This window comes from Mycobacterium sp. E183 (assembly GCF_001667735.1).
In the GTDB taxonomy this organism is placed as follows: Bacteria; Actinomycetota; Actinomycetes; order Mycobacteriales; family Mycobacteriaceae; genus Mycobacterium.
Genome location: NZ_LZJN01000184.1, coordinates 22868 through 41722 on the forward strand (window position 1 = coordinate 22868; position 18855 = coordinate 41722).

At 69.6% G+C, this 18855-nt stretch carries 16 protein-coding genes and 1 pseudogene; 6 read left to right on the plus strand and 11 right to left on the minus strand.

All coding sequences use genetic code 11. The features are described from left to right. The 4 genes from A5691_RS21600 to A5691_RS21615 all read right to left on the minus strand — a co-directional run bounded on the left by A5691_RS21600 (nucleotide 1) and on the right by A5691_RS21615 (nucleotide 5593). Nucleotides 1–855: a type 1 glutamine amidotransferase domain-containing protein gene (locus A5691_RS21600; protein ID WP_068017067.1), complete on the minus strand. Its 855-nt coding sequence runs from the start codon at nucleotides 853–855 to the stop codon at nucleotides 1–3. A gap of 5 nt (nucleotides 856–860) precedes the next feature. Further along, nucleotides 861–1247, minus strand: coding sequence for a PPOX class F420-dependent oxidoreductase (locus A5691_RS21605; protein ID WP_068017069.1), 387 nt, complete (start codon nucleotides 1245–1247; stop codon nucleotides 861–863). Nucleotides 1248–1345: 98 nt separating this feature from the next. Then, nucleotides 1346–4921 carry a cobaltochelatase subunit CobN gene (gene cobN, locus A5691_RS21610; RefSeq protein ID WP_067782271.1) on the minus strand — a complete coding sequence of 1192 codons (3576 nt, stop codon included), beginning with the start codon at nucleotides 4919–4921 and terminating at the stop codon, nucleotides 1346–1348. Nucleotides 4922–4924: 3 nt separating this feature from the next. Next, the gene (locus tag A5691_RS21615; RefSeq protein WP_067782268.1) at nucleotides 4925–5593 is read right to left on the minus strand and encodes an alpha/beta hydrolase; all 669 of its coding nucleotides are present in this window, start codon (nucleotides 5591–5593) and stop codon (nucleotides 4925–4927) included. Between the two features lie 67 nt (nucleotides 5594–5660). On the opposite strand from A5691_RS21615, the gene cobG reads away from it, so the two are divergent. From cobG to A5691_RS21630, 3 genes are read left to right on the plus strand one after another with little or no spacing between them, the layout of a single operon-like run. Beyond that, entirely contained in the window at nucleotides 5661–6809 is a 1149-nt protein-coding gene (gene cobG / locus A5691_RS21620) for a precorrin-3B synthase (protein ID WP_067782265.1), read from the plus strand. A gap of 9 nt (nucleotides 6810–6818) precedes the next feature. Further along, complete coding sequence (locus tag A5691_RS21625; protein WP_067782262.1) at nucleotides 6819–7445, plus strand: precorrin-8X methylmutase; 627 nt, start codon at nucleotides 6819–6821, stop codon at nucleotides 7443–7445. Further along, complete coding sequence (locus A5691_RS21630; protein WP_067760907.1) at nucleotides 7442–8923, plus strand: precorrin-2 C(20)-methyltransferase; 1482 nt, start codon at nucleotides 7442–7444, stop codon at nucleotides 8921–8923. Before A5691_RS21625 ends, A5691_RS21630 begins: the two co-directional genes overlap by 4 nt. Here the strand turns inward: A5691_RS21630 and A5691_RS21635 are convergent. Continuing rightward, the gene (locus tag A5691_RS21635) at nucleotides 8920–10500 is read right to left on the minus strand and encodes a PPE family protein (protein ID WP_068017072.1); all 1581 of its coding nucleotides are present in this window, start codon (nucleotides 10498–10500) and stop codon (nucleotides 8920–8922) included. The genes A5691_RS21630 and A5691_RS21635 overlap by 4 nt on opposite strands. A gap of 149 nt (nucleotides 10501–10649) precedes the next feature. On the opposite strand from A5691_RS21635, the pseudogene A5691_RS28800 reads away from it, so the two are divergent. After that, nucleotides 10650–11300 (plus strand): annotated as a pseudogene (locus tag A5691_RS28800) (DUF2275 domain-containing protein); the annotation flags it as partial. A 147-nt stretch (nucleotides 11301–11447) separates the two neighbouring features. Then, nucleotides 11448–12005 (plus strand): RNA polymerase sigma factor SigC, encoded by a 558-nt coding sequence (gene sigC / locus A5691_RS28805; protein WP_231969178.1) that lies wholly within the window; start codon nucleotides 11448–11450, stop codon nucleotides 12003–12005. On the opposite strand, the gene A5691_RS21645 is transcribed toward sigC, so the two are convergent. The 4 genes from A5691_RS21645 to A5691_RS21660 are packed head-to-tail and all read right to left on the minus strand — an operon-like array spanning nucleotide 12002 to nucleotide 15397. Next, on the minus strand, nucleotides 12002–12727 hold the full coding sequence (locus A5691_RS21645) for a cobalt-precorrin-6A reductase (RefSeq protein WP_067755047.1): 726 nt from the start codon (nucleotides 12725–12727) through the stop codon (nucleotides 12002–12004). The two genes, sigC and A5691_RS21645, sit on opposite strands and share 4 nt — an antisense overlap. Then, nucleotides 12727–13482: a precorrin-4 C(11)-methyltransferase gene (cobM, locus tag A5691_RS21650; protein WP_067890476.1), complete on the minus strand. Its 756-nt coding sequence runs from the start codon at nucleotides 13480–13482 to the stop codon at nucleotides 12727–12729. Before cobM ends, A5691_RS21645 begins: the two co-directional genes overlap by 1 nt. Further along, nucleotides 13479–14651, minus strand: a complete 1173-nt coding sequence (locus A5691_RS21655) for a bifunctional cobalt-precorrin-7 (C(5))-methyltransferase/cobalt-precorrin-6B (C(15))-methyltransferase (RefSeq protein ID WP_067890449.1) — start codon at nucleotides 14649–14651, stop codon at nucleotides 13479–13481. The genes cobM and A5691_RS21655 overlap by 4 nt, the downstream gene beginning before the upstream one ends. Continuing rightward, nucleotides 14648–15397 (minus strand): SDR family NAD(P)-dependent oxidoreductase, encoded by a 750-nt coding sequence (locus tag A5691_RS21660; RefSeq protein ID WP_067890445.1) that lies wholly within the window; start codon nucleotides 15395–15397, stop codon nucleotides 14648–14650. Before A5691_RS21660 ends, A5691_RS21655 begins: the two co-directional genes overlap by 4 nt. Nucleotides 15398–15432: 35 nt before the next feature. On the opposite strand from A5691_RS21660, the gene A5691_RS21665 reads away from it, so the two are divergent. After that, nucleotides 15433–15846: a F420-dependent biliverdin reductase gene (locus A5691_RS21665; protein ID WP_068017075.1), complete on the plus strand. Its 414-nt coding sequence runs from the start codon at nucleotides 15433–15435 to the stop codon at nucleotides 15844–15846. A gap of 79 nt (nucleotides 15847–15925) precedes the next feature. Here A5691_RS21665 and A5691_RS28810 read toward each other — a convergent pair whose 3' ends face one another. After that, entirely contained in the window at nucleotides 15926–16189 is a 264-nt protein-coding gene (locus A5691_RS28810) for a hypothetical protein (RefSeq protein ID WP_082950447.1), read from the minus strand. Continuing rightward, nucleotides 16186–18783, minus strand: coding sequence for a hypothetical protein (locus A5691_RS21675; protein ID WP_068017078.1), 2598 nt, complete (start codon nucleotides 18781–18783; stop codon nucleotides 16186–16188). Before A5691_RS21675 ends, A5691_RS28810 begins: the two co-directional genes overlap by 4 nt. Nucleotides 18784–18855 lie beyond the last annotated feature (72 nt).

Here is an 18855-nt window from a genome sequence, read left to right on the forward strand (position 1 = left end):
TCAGTTGAGCTTTCGCGACAAGACCGTCGCGAACGTGTGCGTGTCTCCGGGCCAGCGCGCGGACACGTAGTTGCCGTCGTCGACGACGAACGCGGGCCGCGGGTCGGTCGCGGTGTCGCGCGCCATGCCGGAGGTCTTGCGCCGCCAGTCCGGTGAACCGCGCACCACGTCGCGAAAGTCCGTCGGATCTTCAAGCGCACGAGTCACTTCCGCCTGCACCGACATGTACCCTTCCGCCTGGCCGGGTTCCTCGGTGTAGGTGCGGTAGTAGTCTCGGTCCCAGAACCGGGTGACACGCGTCAACCGCCACGCCAGGCGCTCCATCGCCCACGTCAGGGCCGTGGTCTGGTGCCCGTAGAGCACCGAGCGGCCCGTCTCGGGGTCGACGCTGCGCGCCGCGAGCAGCACGCCGTGACAGATGGCGCCGACGACCATGCCGCGTTTGAAGGCGTCCACCACAAGCCGATGCAGGATGTGGCTGTCGACGTAGCTGCGCATTCCGCGGGCCCGATGCCCGCCGGGCAGCAGCAGCGCGTCGATGCCGTCGAGGGTGGCCTGGGCCCACGCGACCGGGCGCTGAAACTCGTTTGACGCCAACATGTCCCGATAGGCGTTGCGCCCGTCCTTGTTCGCCCGCAGCATCAGACCGATGACGGGAATGGCCCCCAGCACCGGCAGGGCGGACCAGAGGTCCAGGCCACGGCCGCTCACCATGATGTCGTCCGCCGCGCCGGGCGTTCCGCTCTCGGTGGCGAACACCACCCGATGCCCGTCGTCGGTCAGGACGCGCCAACTGACCGCGACCTCGGTCGGGTCGAAGTCGCGGTCCGGGATCGGGACGAGAACGGTGCCCATGGCCCTTACGTCGGGGACACCCTGAGTTCGAGGCCGACGTTGTTCTCCATGCCGCCGCGCAGCTTGCTGAAGAGGTTGAAGACCTTACCGAGGATGCCGTAGCGCTTGCCGATGGCGTCGTACACGGCGGCGGTCTGCGACTTGTCGAGGATGGCGGCGGTGCCTTCGACTTCCTCGCTGGTCGGTTTGCCCTGCATGGTACAAGTGGCCAGCGTGACCCGCGGAGTGTTGCGGATCCGCTTGACCTTCCACGACTTTTCCTGGGTAATGACCAGCAGCCGATCCTGGTCGGCGGCGGCCCAGATCGGCGTCGGCTTGGGCTTGCCGTCCTTGGTGAACGTGGTCAGCAGGATGTATTGCGCCTTGGCGAGATCGGCGAAGGTGGGTGTCACGGTGTCAACCTACGCCCCGTAGCCCGCCCGTGCCGAGTGTGCGGGCAGCCGCACGTTCGCTGCCGAGTGTGCGGCTAGCCGCACACTCGCGTCAGGGGTCAGCCCTCCAGGTCCCCCTCGGTTTCCAACAGCGCCTGGCGCAGGCCGTCGAGGGTCTCCGGTTGCGGCTGTTCCCACATGCCGCGGCCGGCGGCCTCCAGCAGTCGTTCGGCCATGCCGTGCAGCGCCCAGGGATTGGACTCCGCCATGAACTTCCGGTTCTCGGGATCCAGCACGTAGCTCTGGGTGAGCTGCTCGTACATCCAGTCCGCCATCACGCCCGCGGTCGCGTCATAGCCGAACAGGTAATCCACCGTCGCCGCCATCTCGAACGCACCCTTGTAGCCGTGCCGGCGCATCGCCGCCATCCAGCGCGGATTGACCACTCGGGCGCGAAACACCCGCGTCGTCTCCTCGGACAGCGTCCGCGTCCGAATCGCGTCGGGCCGGGTGTTGTCACCGATGTAGGCGGCCGGCGCCTGCCCGGTCAACGCCCGCACCGTGGCCACCATCCCGCCGTGGTATTGGAAATAGTCGTCCGAGTCGGCGATGTCGTGTTCCCTGGTGTCGGTGTTCTTGGCGGCCACCGCGATCCGCCGGTACTGACGATTCATGTCGTCGACCGCCTCTCGGCCGTCCAGGTCGCGGCCGTAGGCGAAGCCACCCCACGCGGTGTACACCTGCGCCAGGTCGGCGTCGTCGCGCCAGTTGCGGCTGTCGATCAGCTGTAGCAACCCGGCGCCGTAAGTTCCCGGCTTGGAGCCGAAAATCCTTGTCGTGGAGCGGCGCTGGTTGCCGTGCTGCGCCAGGTCGGCCTGCGCGTGCGCCCGCACGTAGTTGTCGTCGGCCGGCTCGTCGAGCCCGGCGACCAGCCGCACCGCGTCGTCGAGCATCGTCACCACGTGCGGGAAGGCGTCGCGGAAGAACCCCGAGATCCGCACGGTCACGTCGATGCGCGGACGGCCCAGCTCGGCGAGCGGTATGGCGGTGAGGTCGACGACGCGCCGCGACGCGTCATCCCAAACCGGCCGAACTCCCAGCAGCGCAAGCACTTCGGCGATGTCGTCGCCTGCGGTGCGCATCGCCGAGGTGCCCCACACCGAGAGCCCCACCGACTGCGGCCATTGCCCATGGTCGTCGCGGTAGCGGGTCAGCAGCGAATCCGCCAGCGCCACGCCGGCCTCCCAGGCCAGCCGCGAGGGCACCGCCTTGGGGTCGACGGAGTAGAAGTTGCGGCCGGTGGGCAGCACGTTGACCAGACCGCGCAGTGGTGAGCCCGACGGGCCGGCCGGGATGAAGTGGCCGTCCAACGCGTCGAGCACCTGGTCGATCTCGGCCGCGGTGCCGGCCAGGCGGGGCACCACCTCGGTGGCGGCGAACCGGAGCACCGCCGCGATCTCGCGGTTGTCGGTGATGCGGTCGGCGGCGTCGGGCTCCCAGCCGCTGGCCTGCAGCGCCGCGATGAGTCCGCGGGCCGCTGCCTCGGCCGAGTCGACCGATGCGCGTTCGTCGGTACCGTCCTCCGCAAGGCCCAGCGCCTGCCGCAATCCCGGGATGGCCTGCTCTCCCCCGAACAGCTGGCGGGCGCGCAGGATCGCCAGCACAAGGTCGAGTTCGGTTTCCCCCGAAGGCTTTTGGCCCAGTACATGCAGTCCGTCACGGATCTGCACGTCCTTGATCTCGCAGAGCCAGCCGTCGACATGCAGCAGCATGTCGTCGAACGAATCCTCGGGGGGCCGCTCAGTCAGCCCGAGATCGTGGTCCATCTTGGCGGCCCGGATCAGGGTCCAGATCTGTTGGCGGATGGCGGGCAGCTTGCCGGGGTCGAGCGCGGCGACGTTCGCGTGCTCGTCGAGCAATTGCTCCAGCCGGGCGATGTCGCCGTAGGTTTCGGCGCGCGCCATCGGCGGAATGAGATGGTCGACCAGGACCGCGTGCGCCCGCCGCTTGGCCTGGGTGCCCTCACCCGGATCGTTCACCAGGAAGGGGTAAATCAGGGGCAGGTTGCCCAGCGCGGCGTCGGATCCGCAGGCGGCCGACATGCCCAACGTCTTGCCGGGCAGCCATTCCAGGTTGCCGTGCTTGCCCAGGTGCACCACGGCGTGCGAACCGAACCCGGCGTCGAGCCAGTGGTAGGCGGCCAGGTAGTGGTGGCTGGGTGGTAGGTCGGGGTCGTGGTAAATCGCCACCGGGTTCTCGCCGAAACCGCGGGGCGGCTGCACCATCAGCACCAGGTTGCCGGCTTGCATTGCGGCGATGACGATTTCACCGTCGGGGTCTCGTGTGCGATCGACGAAGAGGTCCCCGGGCGGCGGGCCCCAATGCCGTGTCACCGCGTCGGTCAGATCGGCGGGCAGGGTGGCGAACCAGTCCCGATAGTCCTTGGCGGACAGGCGGATCGGGTTGCCCGCCAATTGCCCGTCGGTGAGCCAGTCGGGGTCCTGACCCCCCCGTTCGATCAAGGCGTGGATCAGGGCGTCGCCGTCGTCGGCGTCGACGCCGGGGATTTCGCCCACCTGGTACCCGCGCTCGCGCATCGCGCGCAGCAGCGCGACCGCGCTGGCGGGCGTGTCCAGCCCCACCGCGTTCCCGATCCGCGCGTGCTTGGTCGGATAGGCCGAGAACACCAGGGCTACCCGTTTGTCGGCCGGGGCGACGTGGCGCAGCCGCGCGTGCCGGACTGCCAGCCCCGCGACCCGTGCGCACCGCTCCGGGTCGGCAACGTAGGAGATCAGGCCGTCGTCGTCGATCTCCTTGAAGGAGAACGGGACCGTGATGATGCGGCCGTCGAACTCGGGCACCGCCACCTGGGTGGCCACATCGAGCGGGCTCAGCCCGTCGTCGTTTTCGCTCCACTGGGCCCGAGAGCTGGTTAGGCACAGTCCCTGCAGGATCGGAATGTCCAGGGCCGCAAGGTGTTCGACGTTCCAGCTGTCGTCGTCGCCACCGGCGGACGCCGTGGCCGGCTTCAGTCCCCCGGCAGCCAGGACGGTGACCACCATGGCGTCGGCGTCCCCCAGCCGTTGCAGCAGTTCGGGTTCGGCGGTCCGCAGCGACGCACAGTAGACCGGCAGCGGCCGCGCGCCGGCGTCCTCGATGGCCCGGCACAGCGCCTCGACGTAGTCGGTGTTGCCGGCCAGCTGCTGCGCGCGGTAGTACAGGACGGCGATCGTGGGGCCGTCGGACTCGCCGGGGTGTGACCGCTCCAGCTCGCCCCAGGTCGGTGTCACGACGGGCGGGCTGAACCCGAACCCCGTCATCAGCACGGTGTCGGACAGGAAGGCGTGCAGCTGGCGGAGGTTCTCGACGCCGCCGTGCGCCAGATAGATGTGCGCCTGCACCGCGATGCCGGCGGCGAGCGTGGACAGCCCGGTCAGCTCGGCGTCGGCGGCCTGCTCACCGCTGACCAACACGGTGGGCACGCCGCTGGCGACCACGCTGTCGATCCCGCTCTGCCAGGCGCGGTAACCGCCGAGGATGCGAACCACCACGATCGACGCGCCGGCGAGCAGTTCCGGCAGTTCGCTTTCATCCAGGCGCGAAGGGTTGGCCCACCGATAATTTCTTCCGCTGGCGCGGGCGCTGATCAGGTCCGTGTCGGACGTCGACAGCAAAAGGATGGTCGGCTCAGCCACCCCTCATTCGTACCGTAGGGTCGCCGCGATCCGGGCGGCGACCTCTCCGGCGACCCGCAGCGCCTCGTCGCTCTTGCCCGGCTCGTAGCGATCCGCGGCGGCGTCGTAGTCGGCGCCCGCGATGGACCCGTGGTCGGCCGCCAGCTCCACCAACTCCACCGGCCAGCCGGCCCGTCGCAAGGCGGCGGCGAAGTCCCTGCTGGCCGTCACCGGGACGACATCGTCGGCCAGGCCGTGCAGCAACGTCAACGGTGTGCCGCCGCCCTCCGGCGTCAACGCCTCGGTCGGCACCCGGCCGGTGAGCGGGTCGGGCACCATGAAAGCCCCGGCGAGGCAGACGGTGTGCGCCAAGGGGACGTCGCCGCGAAGCGTCAGGCCCGCCGCTGCGCACCCACCCATGGACCACCCGACCAGCACGATGCCGTCGGGGTCGGCGGCACGTTCCCGGGCGAAGTCGAGCGACCGCAGCAGGTCTGCGCGCCCGCCGTCGTCGGCGTGGGAGTTCCAGTCCGGTGCGACCGCCGCCGCGCCACGTTCGGCGAGCAGGCGGGCGAGCGGACCGAAGGCCGCGCGCGCGTCGGTCTGCATGCCGTGCCATAACAGGACCGTGGGGCGAGTGGAGTCGCCGTAGACATCAGCCAAGCGGCCCGGGGCGTATTCGACCGTCTGCATGCGGACGAGGGTGCCCCGGATCCCGAGACCCCAATCGTGAGGCGGACCAGGCCCGTACCGTGGACGCGTGCCCAGATCCCGCGACACCGACGCATGCCCGGGTGCGCTGCAGGTGCACCGGGCCGCCGACGGCGCCCTGGCGCGGGTCCGGCTGCCCGGCGGCATGCTGACGGCCGCTCAGCTCGCCGCGCTGGCACGGGTGGCCACCGAATTCGGTTCGGCGACGCTCGAGCTCACCGCGCGCGGCAACGTGCAGCTGCGCGGGATCACCGATGTGACGGCGGCGGCCGAGGCCATCGCCGACGCGGGGCTGTTGCCCTCGGCGACCCACGAGCGGGTACGCAACATCGTCGCTTCGCCGCTATCCGGCCGGGCCGGCGGGACTGTCGACGTGCGTCCGTGGGTCGTCGAGCTGGACGAGGCGATCCGCGCCGAGCCGAGCCTGGTCGAGCTGGGCGGGCGATTCTGGTTCGGCCTCGACGACGGGCGCGCCGACGTTTCCGGCCTGTGCGCCGACGTCGGTGTGCACGCGCTTCCCGATGGCTGGGCGTTGTTGCTCGCCGGACGCGACACCGGCGTCCGGCTGACGGCCGGCGAGGTGATCGAGACGCTGGTCATGATCGCGACACGTTTCGCGGCGACACGTGGAAGCGCTTGGCGTGTCAAGGAATTGGACGACGTCGAAAGCCTGTTGCCCGGCGCGGAACTGGGCGCCGTCGCCTTTCCCGCGGTCACCAGGCCGCCGGTGGGCTGGATCAACCAGGATGATGGCCGGGTGGCGCTCGGCGCCGCGGTGCCGCTCGGGGTGCTGTCCGCGCGGGTCGCGGAATTCCTGGCGGCGATCGAGACGCCGCTGGTGATCACACCCTGGCGCTCGGTGCTGGTGTGCGATCTCGACGAGGGCGTCGCCGACGTCGCGCTGCGGGTGCTGGCCCCGCTGGGTCTGGTGTTCGACGAGAACTCCCCCTGGCTGAACGTCAGCGCCTGCACCGGCAGCCCCGGATGCGCGCATTCGCTGGCCGATGTCCGGGCCGACGCGGCCGCGGCGCTGGGCGGGGATGCGGGAGTGCATCGCCATTTCGTCGGCTGCGACCGCGCGTGCGGCAGCCCGCTGACCGGCGAGGTGCTGCTGGCGACTGGCGATGGATACCGCCAGCTACGCGGTGACCGCAAGCGCGGCGAAGCCGGGCGAAGCGGGTCGCCGCCAGGACCTTAGGGTAAGCGGGTGCTCGACTACATCCGCGACGCAGCTGAGATCTATCGGCAGTCGTTCGCGGCCATTCGGGCCGAAGCCGACCTGGCCCGCTTCCCGGACGACATCGCGCGGGTGGTGGTGCGCTTGATCCACACCTGCGGGCAGGTCGACGTCGCCGAGCACGTCGCCTACACCGACGACGTCGCCGCGCGCGTCGGCGCCGCCCTGCGCGGCGGCGCGCCGGTGCTCTGCGATTCGTCGATGGTGGCCGCCGGGATCACCGGCGCGCGGCTGCCGGCCGGCAACGAGGTGGTGTCGCTGGTGGCCGACCCGCGCGCCGCGGACCTGGCCTCGCGCAGGCACACCACCCGATCGGCGGCCGGGGTGGAGCTGTGGGCCGATCGGCTGCCCGGCGCCGTGCTGGCCATCGGCAACGCGCCCACCGCCCTGTTCCGGTTGCTCGAGCTGGTCGACGAAGGGGTTTCCCCGCCGGCCGGAGTCCTGGGCGGGCCGGTCGGATTCGTCGGGTCGGCCCAGTCCAAACAGGAGCTCATCGACCGTCCGCGCGGGATGTCGTATCTGGTGGTGCGGGGCCGCCGCGGTGGCAGCGCCATGGCCGCCGCCGCGGTCAATGCGATCGCGAGCGACCGCGAATGACCACGCGGGGCACTCTCTGGGGTGTCGGGCTGGGACCCGGCGACCCGGAGCTGGTGACCGTCAAGGCGGCGCGGGTGATCGGCGAGGCCGACGTGGTGGCCTACCACAGCGCCCGGCACGGCCGCAGCATCGCGCGCGGGATCGCCGAACCGTACCTGCGGGCCGGGCAGATCGAGGAGCACCTGATCTATCCGGTGACCACCGAGGTGACCGACCACCCCGGCGGCTACGCCGGGGCCCTCGAGGACTTCTACGTGGAAGCCAGCGCGCGCATCGCCGCTCATCTCGACGCGGGCCGCGATGTGGCGCTGCTCGCCGAGGGCGACCCGCTGTTCTACAGCTCCTACATGCACCTGCACACCCGGCTGACGCAGCGGTTCAACGCCGTCATCGTGCCGGGGGTTACGTCGGTGAGCGCCGCGTCGGCGGCCATCGCGACGCCGTTGGTGGCCGGCGACGAGGTGCTCTCGGTGCTGCCGGGCACCCTGCCGGTCGCCGAGCTCACCCGCCGCCTGGCCGACGCGGACGCCGCGGTGGTGCTGAAACTTGGTCGCTCGTATCGCGCTGTGCGCGAAGCGCTTTCGGCGTCCGGGCAACTCGACGACGCGTTCTACGTCGAGCGGGCCAGCACCGCCGGGCAGCGAATCCTGCCCGCCGCCGACGTCGACGAGGCCGGCGTGCCCTACTTCTCGCTGGCGATGCTGCCGGGTGGGCGCCGCGGACGGCAGCCAGCGGCGGCCGGCACGGTCGCGGTGGTCGGCCTGGGTCCCGGCGGCAGCGACTGGATGACCCCGCAGAGCCGGCGTGAGCTGGCCGGCGCCACCGACCTGATCGGTTACGCCGGTTACCTGGATCGCGTCCCGGTGCGCGACGGCCAACGCCGGCACCCCAGCGACAACACAGACGAGCCCGCGCGCGCCCGACTGGCCTGCGCGTTGGCAGAGCAGGGCCGTGCCGTCGCGGTGGTGTCCTCGGGGGACCCCGGGGTGTTCGCGATGGCGACCGCGGTGCTGGAAGAGGCCAAAGAGTGGCCGGGAGTGGCGATCCGGGTGATTCCGGCGATGACGGCGGCCCAGGCCGTCGCCAGCCGGGTCGGCGCTCCGCTGGGCCACGACTACGCGGTGATCTCGCTGTCCGACCGGCTCAAACCGTGGGAGATCATCGCCGAGCGGCTGGCCGCGGCGGCCGCCGCCGACCTGGTGCTGGCCATCTACAACCCGGCGTCCAAGTCGCGAACGTGGCAAGTCGGCGCGATGCGCGACCTGCTGCTGGAACACCGCGAGCCCGGGACGCCGGTGGTGGTCGGCCGCAGCGTTTCCGGGCCCGACGAGGACGTCCGCGTGGTGCGGCTGGCCGATCTAGACCCCGCGCAGGTGGACATGCGTTGCCTGCTGATCGTCGGATCGTCGCAAACGCAATGGCATGCAAGCGATTCCGGCGACCGGGTGTTCACACCCCGGCGCTACCCGCTCGGTTAATCGTCGCTGCGCCAGCTGCTGGGCATCATCGGCACGGTCGGCCCGTCACCGAACCCGTCGCGGGTCAGCGTCGCCAACCCGGTCGGCTGCGCGAGACCGGATCTCGCTGCGGCACCGGCGAATCCGAGCGGTCCCCCGCCCTGGTCCGAGGCGCGCACGGCGTCCGGGTCCTCGTCGCCGGCCCCCGACTCCTGGTCGAGGTCCATGAATTCGTAGCGGTACGCGCGGTCGGTGGCCGTTCCGGGGCGGCGCCGGCGGGCCCGCGCCTTCTTCTTGGCCGCGGCGGCCGCGGCGGCCGCGGCGGGGGCGTCGACGTCGTCGGGCGCCGGTTCCTCCGATTTGCGACGTGACCGGCCGCTGGCGCTGCCGCGGGCCGCCAGCCCGGACAGTCCCACGGCGTACAGGGCGTCGGACATGCCCGCTCCGATGCCGTCCGTGGCCGTGGGACTGAAGCCGGCGCCCGGCCCGCCGCCGAACGGTCCGCCACCGGCCGGTGCGGCCACCGTCGATGCGGGGGCGCTGGACATGGTCGGGGCGTTGCTCACGCTCGCCGGAGCGGTGCCGATCGCCGGCGCCGGCGCGGTCGCCATCGGCGCCGGCGCGGCCGCGGGCGCCGGCAGCGGCGCGGCGGCCGACAGCGGGGCCGCGACGCTGACCGCGGTGACCGCGGCCGCTGCTCCCCCGGCCGCTGCGGCGCCCAGCACGGACACCACCATCGGCGCCAAAACCACCGCCATCTGGATGGCGGCCTGCATGAAGGGCCAGAAGATCATCAGCGTGTGAAAGATCGCCCAGCCCAGGGCGCTGGAAAGCGCCGGCGAGAGTCCCAATTGACCGAAGAACGAGGCGAGGCCGTTGACGAACGGCACCGGCGGAAACGGCCAGCCACCGGGGTTGAGGTCTTTGGAGACCGGCCACGCGAAGTTCTTCGTGTACTGCTGCAGCCACGCGGTGAGCTGGTCCTGCCAGGACGGGTAGGTCCGCGCCGGTTGCGGAGTGTCGGCGGCCTGCGCGCTTGCGACGCTCGCCTCCGCGGCCGGGGCCACGATCATGGGCGCGGGCGTGGTGGTGGGGACCGCCGCGAGCGCGGATTCGGCGGCCACTTGGTAGGTGGTCATCGTCGTGGCGGCTTGCACCCACATGCGCGCGTAGTCGGCCTCGTTGACGGCGATGGGAATGGTGTTGATGCCGAAGAAATTCGTCGCCACCAGCGCCGCGTGCGTCGCGTGGTTGGCGGCGAGCTCGGGCATCGTCGGCATGGCAACCAGTGCCGCGGTGTAAGCCCCGGCCGCCGTCTCGTGCAGCGCCGCGGCCGTCGCGCTCTTGGCGGAGCCCTCCAGCAGCCACGCCAGGTACGGGGCGTGGGCCGCGACGTACTGCTCGGCGGTGGGCCCCTCCCACGCGCCGCCCTGCACGGCGCCCAGGAGCCCGGTGAGTTCCTCTGCGGCTTCGGCGTATTGGCTGCTCATCGACGACCATGTAGCGGCGGCGGCGAGCATCGGCCCGGCTCCGGGCCCGCTGCTGAGCAGCGTCGAGTGCACCTCGGGCGGGAAGGCGATCCAGATCGGGGCGGTCACCGTCGGGGGTTTTCGGGCAGGAACACGAATACCTCTTCGAATGTCGGGGCTGTTGACGTCCAGTGGTCGGTTCGCCGGACGGATTAGTTCCCGCCGGCTGATTTCGGGGGCTCTTTGCGCCCGGCCCGGGCATGCGCAACGATGCAGGGATGCGGTGTGACGCGGCGCGTGAGGCGCTTTCGGCCCGACTGGACGGCGAGCGTCCCCAGGCGCTCGCGCGGCAGGTCGATGCCCATCTCGAATCGTGCCGGCGCTGCCGCTCCTGGCTCATCGGCGCCGCCGCGCAGACCCGCCGGCTGGCGTCAGTCGAGCCGGTCGACGGGCCCGACCTGGTGTCGCGAATCATGGCGAACATTGGCGAAGAGTCCTCCGGCCACCAGCGCAGGATGCGTTGGCTGCGTTCGCACTACCGGCGGTGGGGACTGATCGCGGTCGGGCTGTTCCAGGTGGCGATCGCCGCCGCGCAGATCAGCGGTGTCGATTTCGGCATGGTGTCCAGCCACATGCACGGCGCGATGTCCGGCGAGCATCTGATGCACGAGTCCACCGCCTGGTTGCTGGCGTTGGGTCTGGCGATGGTGGCCGCCGGCGTCTGGCCGGTCACCGCGATTGGGGTGGCGGCGATTACGGGCGTCTATTCGGTCGCGCTGCTGGGTTACGTGATTGTCGACGCGTTCGCCGGCGAGGTCACTGCGACGCGCATCGCCAGCCACATGCCCCTGCTGCTGGGCCTCGCGTTCGCGTTGCTGGTGGCGCGGGAACGGGTGCGATCGGACCGGATGGGCGCGTCCGATGCTGCGGACGGCGCGGCCTGGCCAGCCGAGTCCCCCGCAGTCAGGCGCCGCGCTCACCTGTGGCCCATCAACCGGTCCGCCGCCGACCCCGCCGCAGCCGCTACGACAGGCCGTCGTAGACTCACTGAGCCCGCGAAACAAAGGTGGTTCGCCATGATCGCGTCCAGCGATGACGAGGCCGTTACCGAGCTCGCGTTGGCCGCCGCGCGTGGGAACGACCGGGCGCTCGAGGCGTTCATCAAGGCCACCCAGCAGGACGTGTGGCGGTTCGTCACCTATCTGTCGGACGCGGGCAGCGCCGACGACCTGACTCAAGAGACGTTCCTGCGCGCGATCGGGGCGATCGAACGGTTCTCCGGGCGTTCGAGCGCCCGGACCTGGCTGCTTTCCATCGCACGACGCGTGGTGGCCGACCACATCCGCCACGTCCAGTCGCGGCCGCGCTCCGCCCCGGGCGCCGATCCGGAACACGTGATGCGCGGCGATCGCCACGCCCGCGGATTCGAAGACCTGGTCGAGGTCACCACGATGATCGCGGGACTCACCGCCGAGCAACGAGAAGCCTTGTTGCTCACCCAGTTGTTGGGTTTGCCCTACGCCGACGCGGCGGCGGTGTGCGGCTGCCCGGTGGGCACCATCAGGTCCCGCGTCGCGCGCGCCCGTGACGCGCTGCTGGCCGCAGACGTCGAGCGCGACGACCTGACGGGCTAATTCAGCCGCGTCACCCATTCGACGGCCTCGTCGACGCTGGCCACCGCCGTCACCCCGGGCGGCAGCGGCGGCCGCGCGACCATCACCACCGGAATGCCCAGCGCCACGGCCGCATCCAGCTTCGCCCGCGTCATCGCCCCACCGCTGTTCTTGGTGACCAGGGCGTCGATGTGGTGTTCCCGCATCAGCGCGACCTCGCCGTCGTATCGATACGGCCCGCGGGACAGGACCAGCTGGTGGCGGCGCGGCAGCGAGGAGGGGTCGGGTTCGGTGACCGCGCGGATCAGAAACCACGCGTCGCTGCCGGCGAAGGCCCTGGTCCCCGAACGCCCGGTGGTGAGAAATACCCGCAAAAATCGCTCTTGCGCAACGGTTTCCGCCGCCCGCAAGTCGGATTCCACCACGATCGCGGAGCCGGGCTCCCACGCCGGACGGGCCAGCACCAGGTGCGGCATCGACAGTTCACCGCACGCTTGCGCCGCGTGCGCCGTCATGGCCGCCGCGAAGGGGTGGGTCGCATCGACCACCGCGTCGATACGCTCGTCGAGCAGCCAGCGCCGAAGCCCCTCGACGCCCCCGAAGCCGCCGATGCGGACGGGACCGACCGGCAACGCGGGGTCGGGTACCCGCCCTGCCAGGGAGCTGACGATGTCGATGTCCGGGTGGAGCGCCTTCGCCAGCGCGCGACCTTCGGCCGTGCCGCCGAGCAGCAGCACTCGCATCAGTGCCGGCTCCCCCGCGTCCGCCCGGTCGAATACAGGTAGCTGTCGGTGAACCCCTCGGCGGCCAGCACGTCGCCGACGACGATCACCGCGGTCTTGGTGATGCCGGCCCGGTGCATCTGGTCGGCGAGGTCGGCGAGCGTGCCGCGCAGCACCACCTCTTGCGGCCAGCTCGCGAAAGCCACGACCGCGGCCGGTGTTTCGGGTCGATAGCCGCCGTCGAGAAGTTGCGGGACGATGGCGTCGATCTGGGCCGCCGCGAGGTGCAGGACCAGGGTCGCGCCCGAACGGGCGAGGCTGGCCAGGTCCTCACCGGCCGGCATTGCGGTCGACAGGGTGGCGACCCGGCTCAGCGTCACCGTCTGGGCGACGCCGGGGACGGTGAGCTCCCGCTTCAGCGCGGCCGCAGCCGCGGCGAAAGCCGGTACGCCGGGCACGATTTGGTAGTCGATGCCCCGCGCGTCGAGCCGTCGGCATTGTTCGGCCAGCGCGCTGTAGAGGGACGGGTCACCCGAATGCAGCCGGGCCACGTCGTGACCGGCCGCGTCGGCGTCGGCGAGTTCGGTGATGATCTGCTCCAGCGTCAGCGGTCCGGTGTCGACGATCTTCGCGTCGGGCGGGCAGAGCGCCAGCAGATCGTCGGGCATGATCGACCCCGCGTACAGGCATACCGGGCAGGACTCGAGCAGTCGCTGGCCGCGGACGGTGATCAGGTCGGCGGCGCCCGGACCCGCTCCGATGAAATAGACCGTCATTTCGTCATCGTCCACTGGGTGACCGGCATCTGCGGCCGCCATCCGGTGAAGCCGCCGAGCGGCTCGCCGTGATAGTGCTGGAAGCGTCGCAGTTGGCCTCCTAAGCGCGAATAAGCCTGCACTACAACGGCTTCGGATTCCGCGGTGACGGCGTTGACGACGAGGCGCCCGCTGGCCGCCAGCGCGCCGAGGCAGGCATCGAGCAGGCCGGGCTGGGTGAGGCCGCCGCCGATAAAGATCGCCGACGGCGGCTCGGTGCCGCCGAACGCGCCCGGGGCCTCGCCGCGCACGTCGATGGGGGCGCCGAATGCTGCGGCGTTGGCTGCGATGTTGTCGCGACGTCGTTCGTCCCGCTCGAAAGCCACCGCGCTGCAACCTTTTCCGATAAGGCACCATTCGACGCTGATGCTGCCGGAGCCCGCGCCGACGTCCCAGAGGCGTTCACCCGGGCGCGGGGCCAGTGCCGCGAGTGTCACCGCGCGGATTCCGTGTTTGGTGATCTGCCCGTCGTGGGCGAACGCTTCGTCGGGCGGCGACGACGTCCGTTCGTCGGGCAGGTATCGGATGGCGATGACGTTGAGGTCGTCGACGTCATCGGGTGGCTCAGCGGCCCAGTGGCTTGCGGTGCCGTCACGACGCTGTTCGGTTGGGCCGCCGAGGTTTTCCAGAACGGTGAACTCGGAGTCGCCGCGGCCGTGCGCGTCGAGGAGAGCGGCGAGTTCTCTCGGTGTGGTGGCGTTTTTCGAAAGCACGACGGCTTGGCCGCCGCGGCGGACCGCGGTGTGCGGTTGCGCGGTGACCAGGCTGATCACCTCCGTGTCGTGGCGGTTCCAGCCCATTCGGGCGCACGCCAGCGTCACCGAGGACACGTGCGGCAGCACCCGGACTCGCCCGGGGCCGTGGAGCCGGATCAACGTTCCGCCGATGCCGTGCAGGAGCGGGTCGCCGCTGGCCACCACATGCACGTCCGCGGTGTGGTCGTCGAGCAGCGTCTGCAGCGCGGGCAACATCGGCGAGGGCCACTGCCGGCGGGGTGCGGTTAGCGTTTCGTCGAGCAGGTCGAGTTGCCTTTTCGATCCGTAGATTATTGTCGCCCTTCGCAATTCATCGCGAGACGTCTGAGCGAGCCCGGCCATGCCGTCGGCGCCGATGCCCACCACGATGATCATCGCGGCATCCTGCGCCAGACGAACTGCGGCAGCAGCCGCATCACGGCGGCAGCCGGCCCCAGCGCCCAGGGGATCCACACGGTGCGTCGGCCCTTGGCCAGCGCGCGCGCGGTCGCTTTGGCCACCTGGGTGGGTGTGCTGGACAGCGGCGCGGGATCCATGCCCTGCGTCATGCGCCCGATCACGAAACCCGGGCGGGCGATCAGCAGTTTGACGCCGGTGCCGTGCAGGGCGTCGGCCAAGCCGCTGGCGAAGCCGTCCAGGCCGGCCTTGGCCGAGCCGTAGACGTAGTTGGCGCGACGCACGCGAGCGCCCGCGATCGAGGAAAACACGACCAGTCGGCCTGTGCCGGCCTCGCGCATCGCGGCCGCCAGGTGGGTGAGCATGCTGACCTGGGCGACGTAGTCGGTGTGCACGACGGCGACCGCGTGGGCGGCGTCCGTCTCGGCGAGGGCTTGGTCGCCGAGGATTCCGAAGGCCAGTATCGCGGTGGCGATGGATCCGTGGTCGGCGATGACCGCGGCGACCAGGGCGCCGTGGGAATCCAGGTCGTCGGCGTCGAATTCTCTGGTGTGCACCGTCTTGGCACCGGCGGCTTTGAGCGTGGCGACCTGGTCGTCGAGTTGGTCGGCCTTGCGCGCCGCCAGCACCACCGTCGCCCCGGGCGCCAGGAGGCGGGCCAGCTCGATGCCGATCTCGCTGCGCCCGCCCAGGACTAGTACTGGTCCCGCGCCCGTGTCGCCCACGGCTGCGATTATGTCCTGCGCTAGCGTGGGCGGTGATGGCGAATACCACTACCCGGCTCACCGACGATGCGCTGGCGTTCCTGTCCGAACGGCATCTGGCCATGCTGACCACGCTGCGAGCCGACAATTCGCCGCATGTCGTGGCGGTGGGGTTCACCTTCGACCCGAAGACGCACATCGCCCGGGTGATCACCACCGGCGGCTCGCAGAAGGCGGTGAACGCCGACCGCGGCGGGGTGGCGGTGCTCAGTCAGGTCGACGGCGCGCGGTGGTTGTCGCTGGAGGGCCGGTCCAAGGTCAACAGCGATGCCGACGCCGTCCGCGATGCCGAACTCCGCTACGCCCAGCGCTACCGCACCCCACGGCCCAACCCGCGGCGGGTGGTCATCGAGGTGTACGTGGAGCGGGTGCTCGGGTCGTCGGGCTTGCTGGATCGGGGCGAGACGTAGGGCTGATTGCCCGGGTTTGCCTGAGACCGGCGGCACCCTTCCGGCGGCCCTTAACGAGGTCTTTGTTCGTGCATTTCTTTTAGACCGGGGTTCCTCGGTTTCTGCCGGGCTTCTGGATGAGAAGGTCATCGTGCGCTCGCCTACGGCATGCTTCGATGAACTCTATTGCAGCATTCCTATCGTGCAGCAAGTGATCGTATTCATCAGGGGTGAGTTCGTAGTATTCTTCATAATCTACGACGCCATTGCTTACCGGTAGTGAAGCATAATACCTGCCCGACTCCGACTCTACGCCGAGCGAGTACCTATCTTCTCGAGAGAAATAGGTGTCGTCAAACGTCATCTGATCTCTTTCTGGTCGAAGATGTTCGTTACAGTATAGTCATCAGGCGGTATTTCTCCACCGTCTATGACAGCCTCAGACGCGCCATCGGGGAGGACACCACCTGGAATCCATTGTTCATTTGCACCGGCCTCATTACCGGAAGGCATTCTTAAGTGGTACTCCCCGGGGTCTGCGATATCGATCCTGACAAGGTTGTTAGAATCAAGGAAGCCTTCGGGTAAGCCGAGTTCGTTTTCCATGCTTCTTAGGTTTCCACCCGAAGCCTCGAGCATTGCATCAGCTTCATTCCGCGGCATTACGAACGATGTTCCGTCTCTCTGAGCAATGCCATATTTCTCGAGGTTACTTGCCGGCATGAAACGGGTAGCACCATCGCTAAATTTTTGCAGATGGTTCTTTATATAGTCCGGCGATAAATATTCGGAAGGATCAGGTCGACTGCCTTTCGGCATCGCGATGATCTCACTCCGCTTTTCTGCGCTGATTCCATCGGATGAGGCGTCTTCGTTGCTCGCGTGATCCTTGCCATCGTCCCCGTCAGACCTACCATTCCGATCGTCACCCGACTTACCGTCATCGTGCTCATCGGGCTTCCCCTCGTGCGGCGGCTTTCGATGCGGATGCTCGCCGGGAGGCAGCCCGTCATTAGGCACATGCCCTCCGCCAGGTGCGGGCATCTCGGCCGGGTGGCCGCTCGGGGACGCAAAATGCGGCCCGGCGGGCGGCGCGCTGGACGGCGCGGACGGAGCTGGTCGCGGTGAATGCGCGGCGGATGCCGGCTCGAAGGGCGGTCTTGCGGGCGACACCGGAAGCTGCGTCGGCGAATGGTCGACCAGCCGCAGCACGGCGGATGCCATGCGATCGCCCACCGCGTGCCCAGCCTGCGCAGTGGCACCAGGAGCCGTAACCGGCTCACGTGGACCTCCACCCGGAGCCGGCTCGTGCGAACCCCCCACCGGTTCGGGGGCGGGTCGCTCGCCGGCCCCTCGGGGTGATTCGGGAGGCACCGTCGCCGGATCTGCCGGGCCGTGAGGTTGAACCGGCGGGTGGGGCGCCGACTCGACCGGCACCTCGGGCAACTTCCCTGGCGGCAGAGCCACCGCGCTGCCGCCAGGGAGCGGATCTCCCTTAGGCAGATCTTCGCCGAGATTCTGAAGGCCCTTCGTGAGGTCGGCGCCGTTCGTCGCGATATCAGCGAGCGTGCCGCCAACCCCGTTCAATTCGCCGGCCGCGCCTGCGGCGCCTTGGGCCGCCTTCTCGCCCTCGGTAGCCTCCTCGGTGGCTTCAGCACCCGCCGCCTCCGCACCTTCCGATCCCGCCTTCGCCAAACCGCCGCCCAGCAGGAATGTCATGCCGTCGAAGATGCCTTCCCCGATCCCCAGCCCGGGCCGACCAGAGGTCAGATCATCCCAGTGGGTAAGACCTTTCAAGACTCCTAAGTCGTTCTTCGCGGCGCCCTTCGGGTCGAAAAGCGCATACACAGGAATGGATTTGAACGCACTCTGATCCAGTGCCGCCCAACTGGCCGCAACGCCTTTGGGATCGAAGGCGAACCGGCTCGGGTCAAGCTGGTCCTGCAATTCGGCAATGCCGACTGCGCTCTTGAAGATTCCCTCACCGGCATCCGCGGTGAGGGCGAAGTCATCCGCCACGAACTTGCCGACGGTCTCGCCCAGAAATTCGACCAGCTGCCCGCGCACGTAGGTTTTCAGGTCGCCGACCAGACCGTCGATGATCTGCATCCCCGTTTTGATGACGTGCTCGCGGGCCTGCGCTTCCCGCTTCATGTTGTCCAGGACGTCGTTGATGTCTCGCACGATCTTCTCCAGCTCATCGGCCGCATCGCCTTCGAAAATCAACATCACGTCATGGGCAAGGTTGGTCAGGCCTGCCAGGCGGCCCAAGAGATCCCGAATCTTGTTCTGTGCGTTCTCCACAACGTTCGCGAATTCGTCCAGAGCCTTTGCCAGGTCGTCGCACCGACCGGCCAGCTTCTCCAATTTGCTGCCCAGTTCGGACAACACCTGCTGCACCAATTGAGCTTCGGGGACCTGCTGCCCGGCGACCACCGACTTCGGACCGTCAAGCCCGTGCCCCACCGCACGAAGTGCATCGCCGAAGCCTCGCCAACATCCGGCAGCCGCGTGCATTCCGACCCCGTTGCCGTTGGGCCAGACGTCGTCGACCAGCGCCTCCACCACGGCCCACAGCAGCGGTTGAGCGACCCCGGCGCCCACGGTCCCGGGGCGGCCCGGAGGCGGGAAGTCCTGCGGTTGCGCGGGCGTCGGCAGCATGTGGCCGCTCCCTCGGACATTGGATGCCGCCTCGGCCCGCGAGTAATTGGACGCGCACAGCTGCACCTTGGCCCCCAGGTACCTGCACGCGAAGATGCCGGCCGCCGCCCCGTTCAGCAGCGACTGGGCCGCATTCCGATACCCCAACCCGAACATTAACCCGGCCGCATCCTGGCCGCTGTTGATCCCGAAGCCCGCGGTGAGCGGTCCCAATGCTGCCGCCAAGCCCTCGCCGACAGCATCCACGGCGCTCCCCGCGACGAACATCGCCTCGGGATCAACCACCAACGGAGCCACGCGCGAATTCTCGCCGGAACCGCGCGCGGCCGCTATTCACCCAATGATGGCTTGGAAAAGCTAGCGAGGATC

Bases quoted from the DNA above. Each gene is read 5' to 3' on its own strand.
- A5691_RS21600 (WP_068017067.1), bottom strand. From the start codon at position 855: ATGGGCACCGTTCTCGTCCCGATCCCGGACCGCGACTTCGACCCGACC.
- A5691_RS21615 (WP_067782268.1), bottom strand. From the start codon at position 5,593: ATGCAGACGGTCGAATACGCCCCGGGCCGCTTGGCTGATGTCTACGGC.
- A5691_RS21630 (WP_067760907.1), top strand. From the start codon at position 7,442: ATGACCACGCGGGGCACTCTCTGGGGTGTCGGGCTGGGACCCGGCGAC.
- sigC (WP_231969178.1), top strand. From the start codon at position 11,448: ATGATCGCGTCCAGCGATGACGAGGCCGTTACCGAGCTCGCGTTGGCC.
- A5691_RS21645 (WP_067755047.1), bottom strand. From the start codon at position 12,727: ATGCGAGTGCTGCTGCTCGGCGGCACGGCCGAAGGTCGCGCGCTGGCG.
- cobM (WP_067890476.1), bottom strand. From the start codon at position 13,482: ATGACGGTCTATTTCATCGGAGCGGGTCCGGGCGCCGCCGACCTGATC.
- A5691_RS21655 (WP_067890449.1), bottom strand. From the start codon at position 14,651: ATGATCATCGTGGTGGGCATCGGCGCCGACGGCATGGCCGGGCTCGCT.
- A5691_RS21665 (WP_068017075.1), top strand. From the start codon at position 15,433: ATGGCGAATACCACTACCCGGCTCACCGACGATGCGCTGGCGTTCCTG.
- A5691_RS28810 (WP_082950447.1), bottom strand. From the start codon at position 16,189: ATGACGTTTGACGACACCTATTTCTCTCGAGAAGATAGGTACTCGCTC.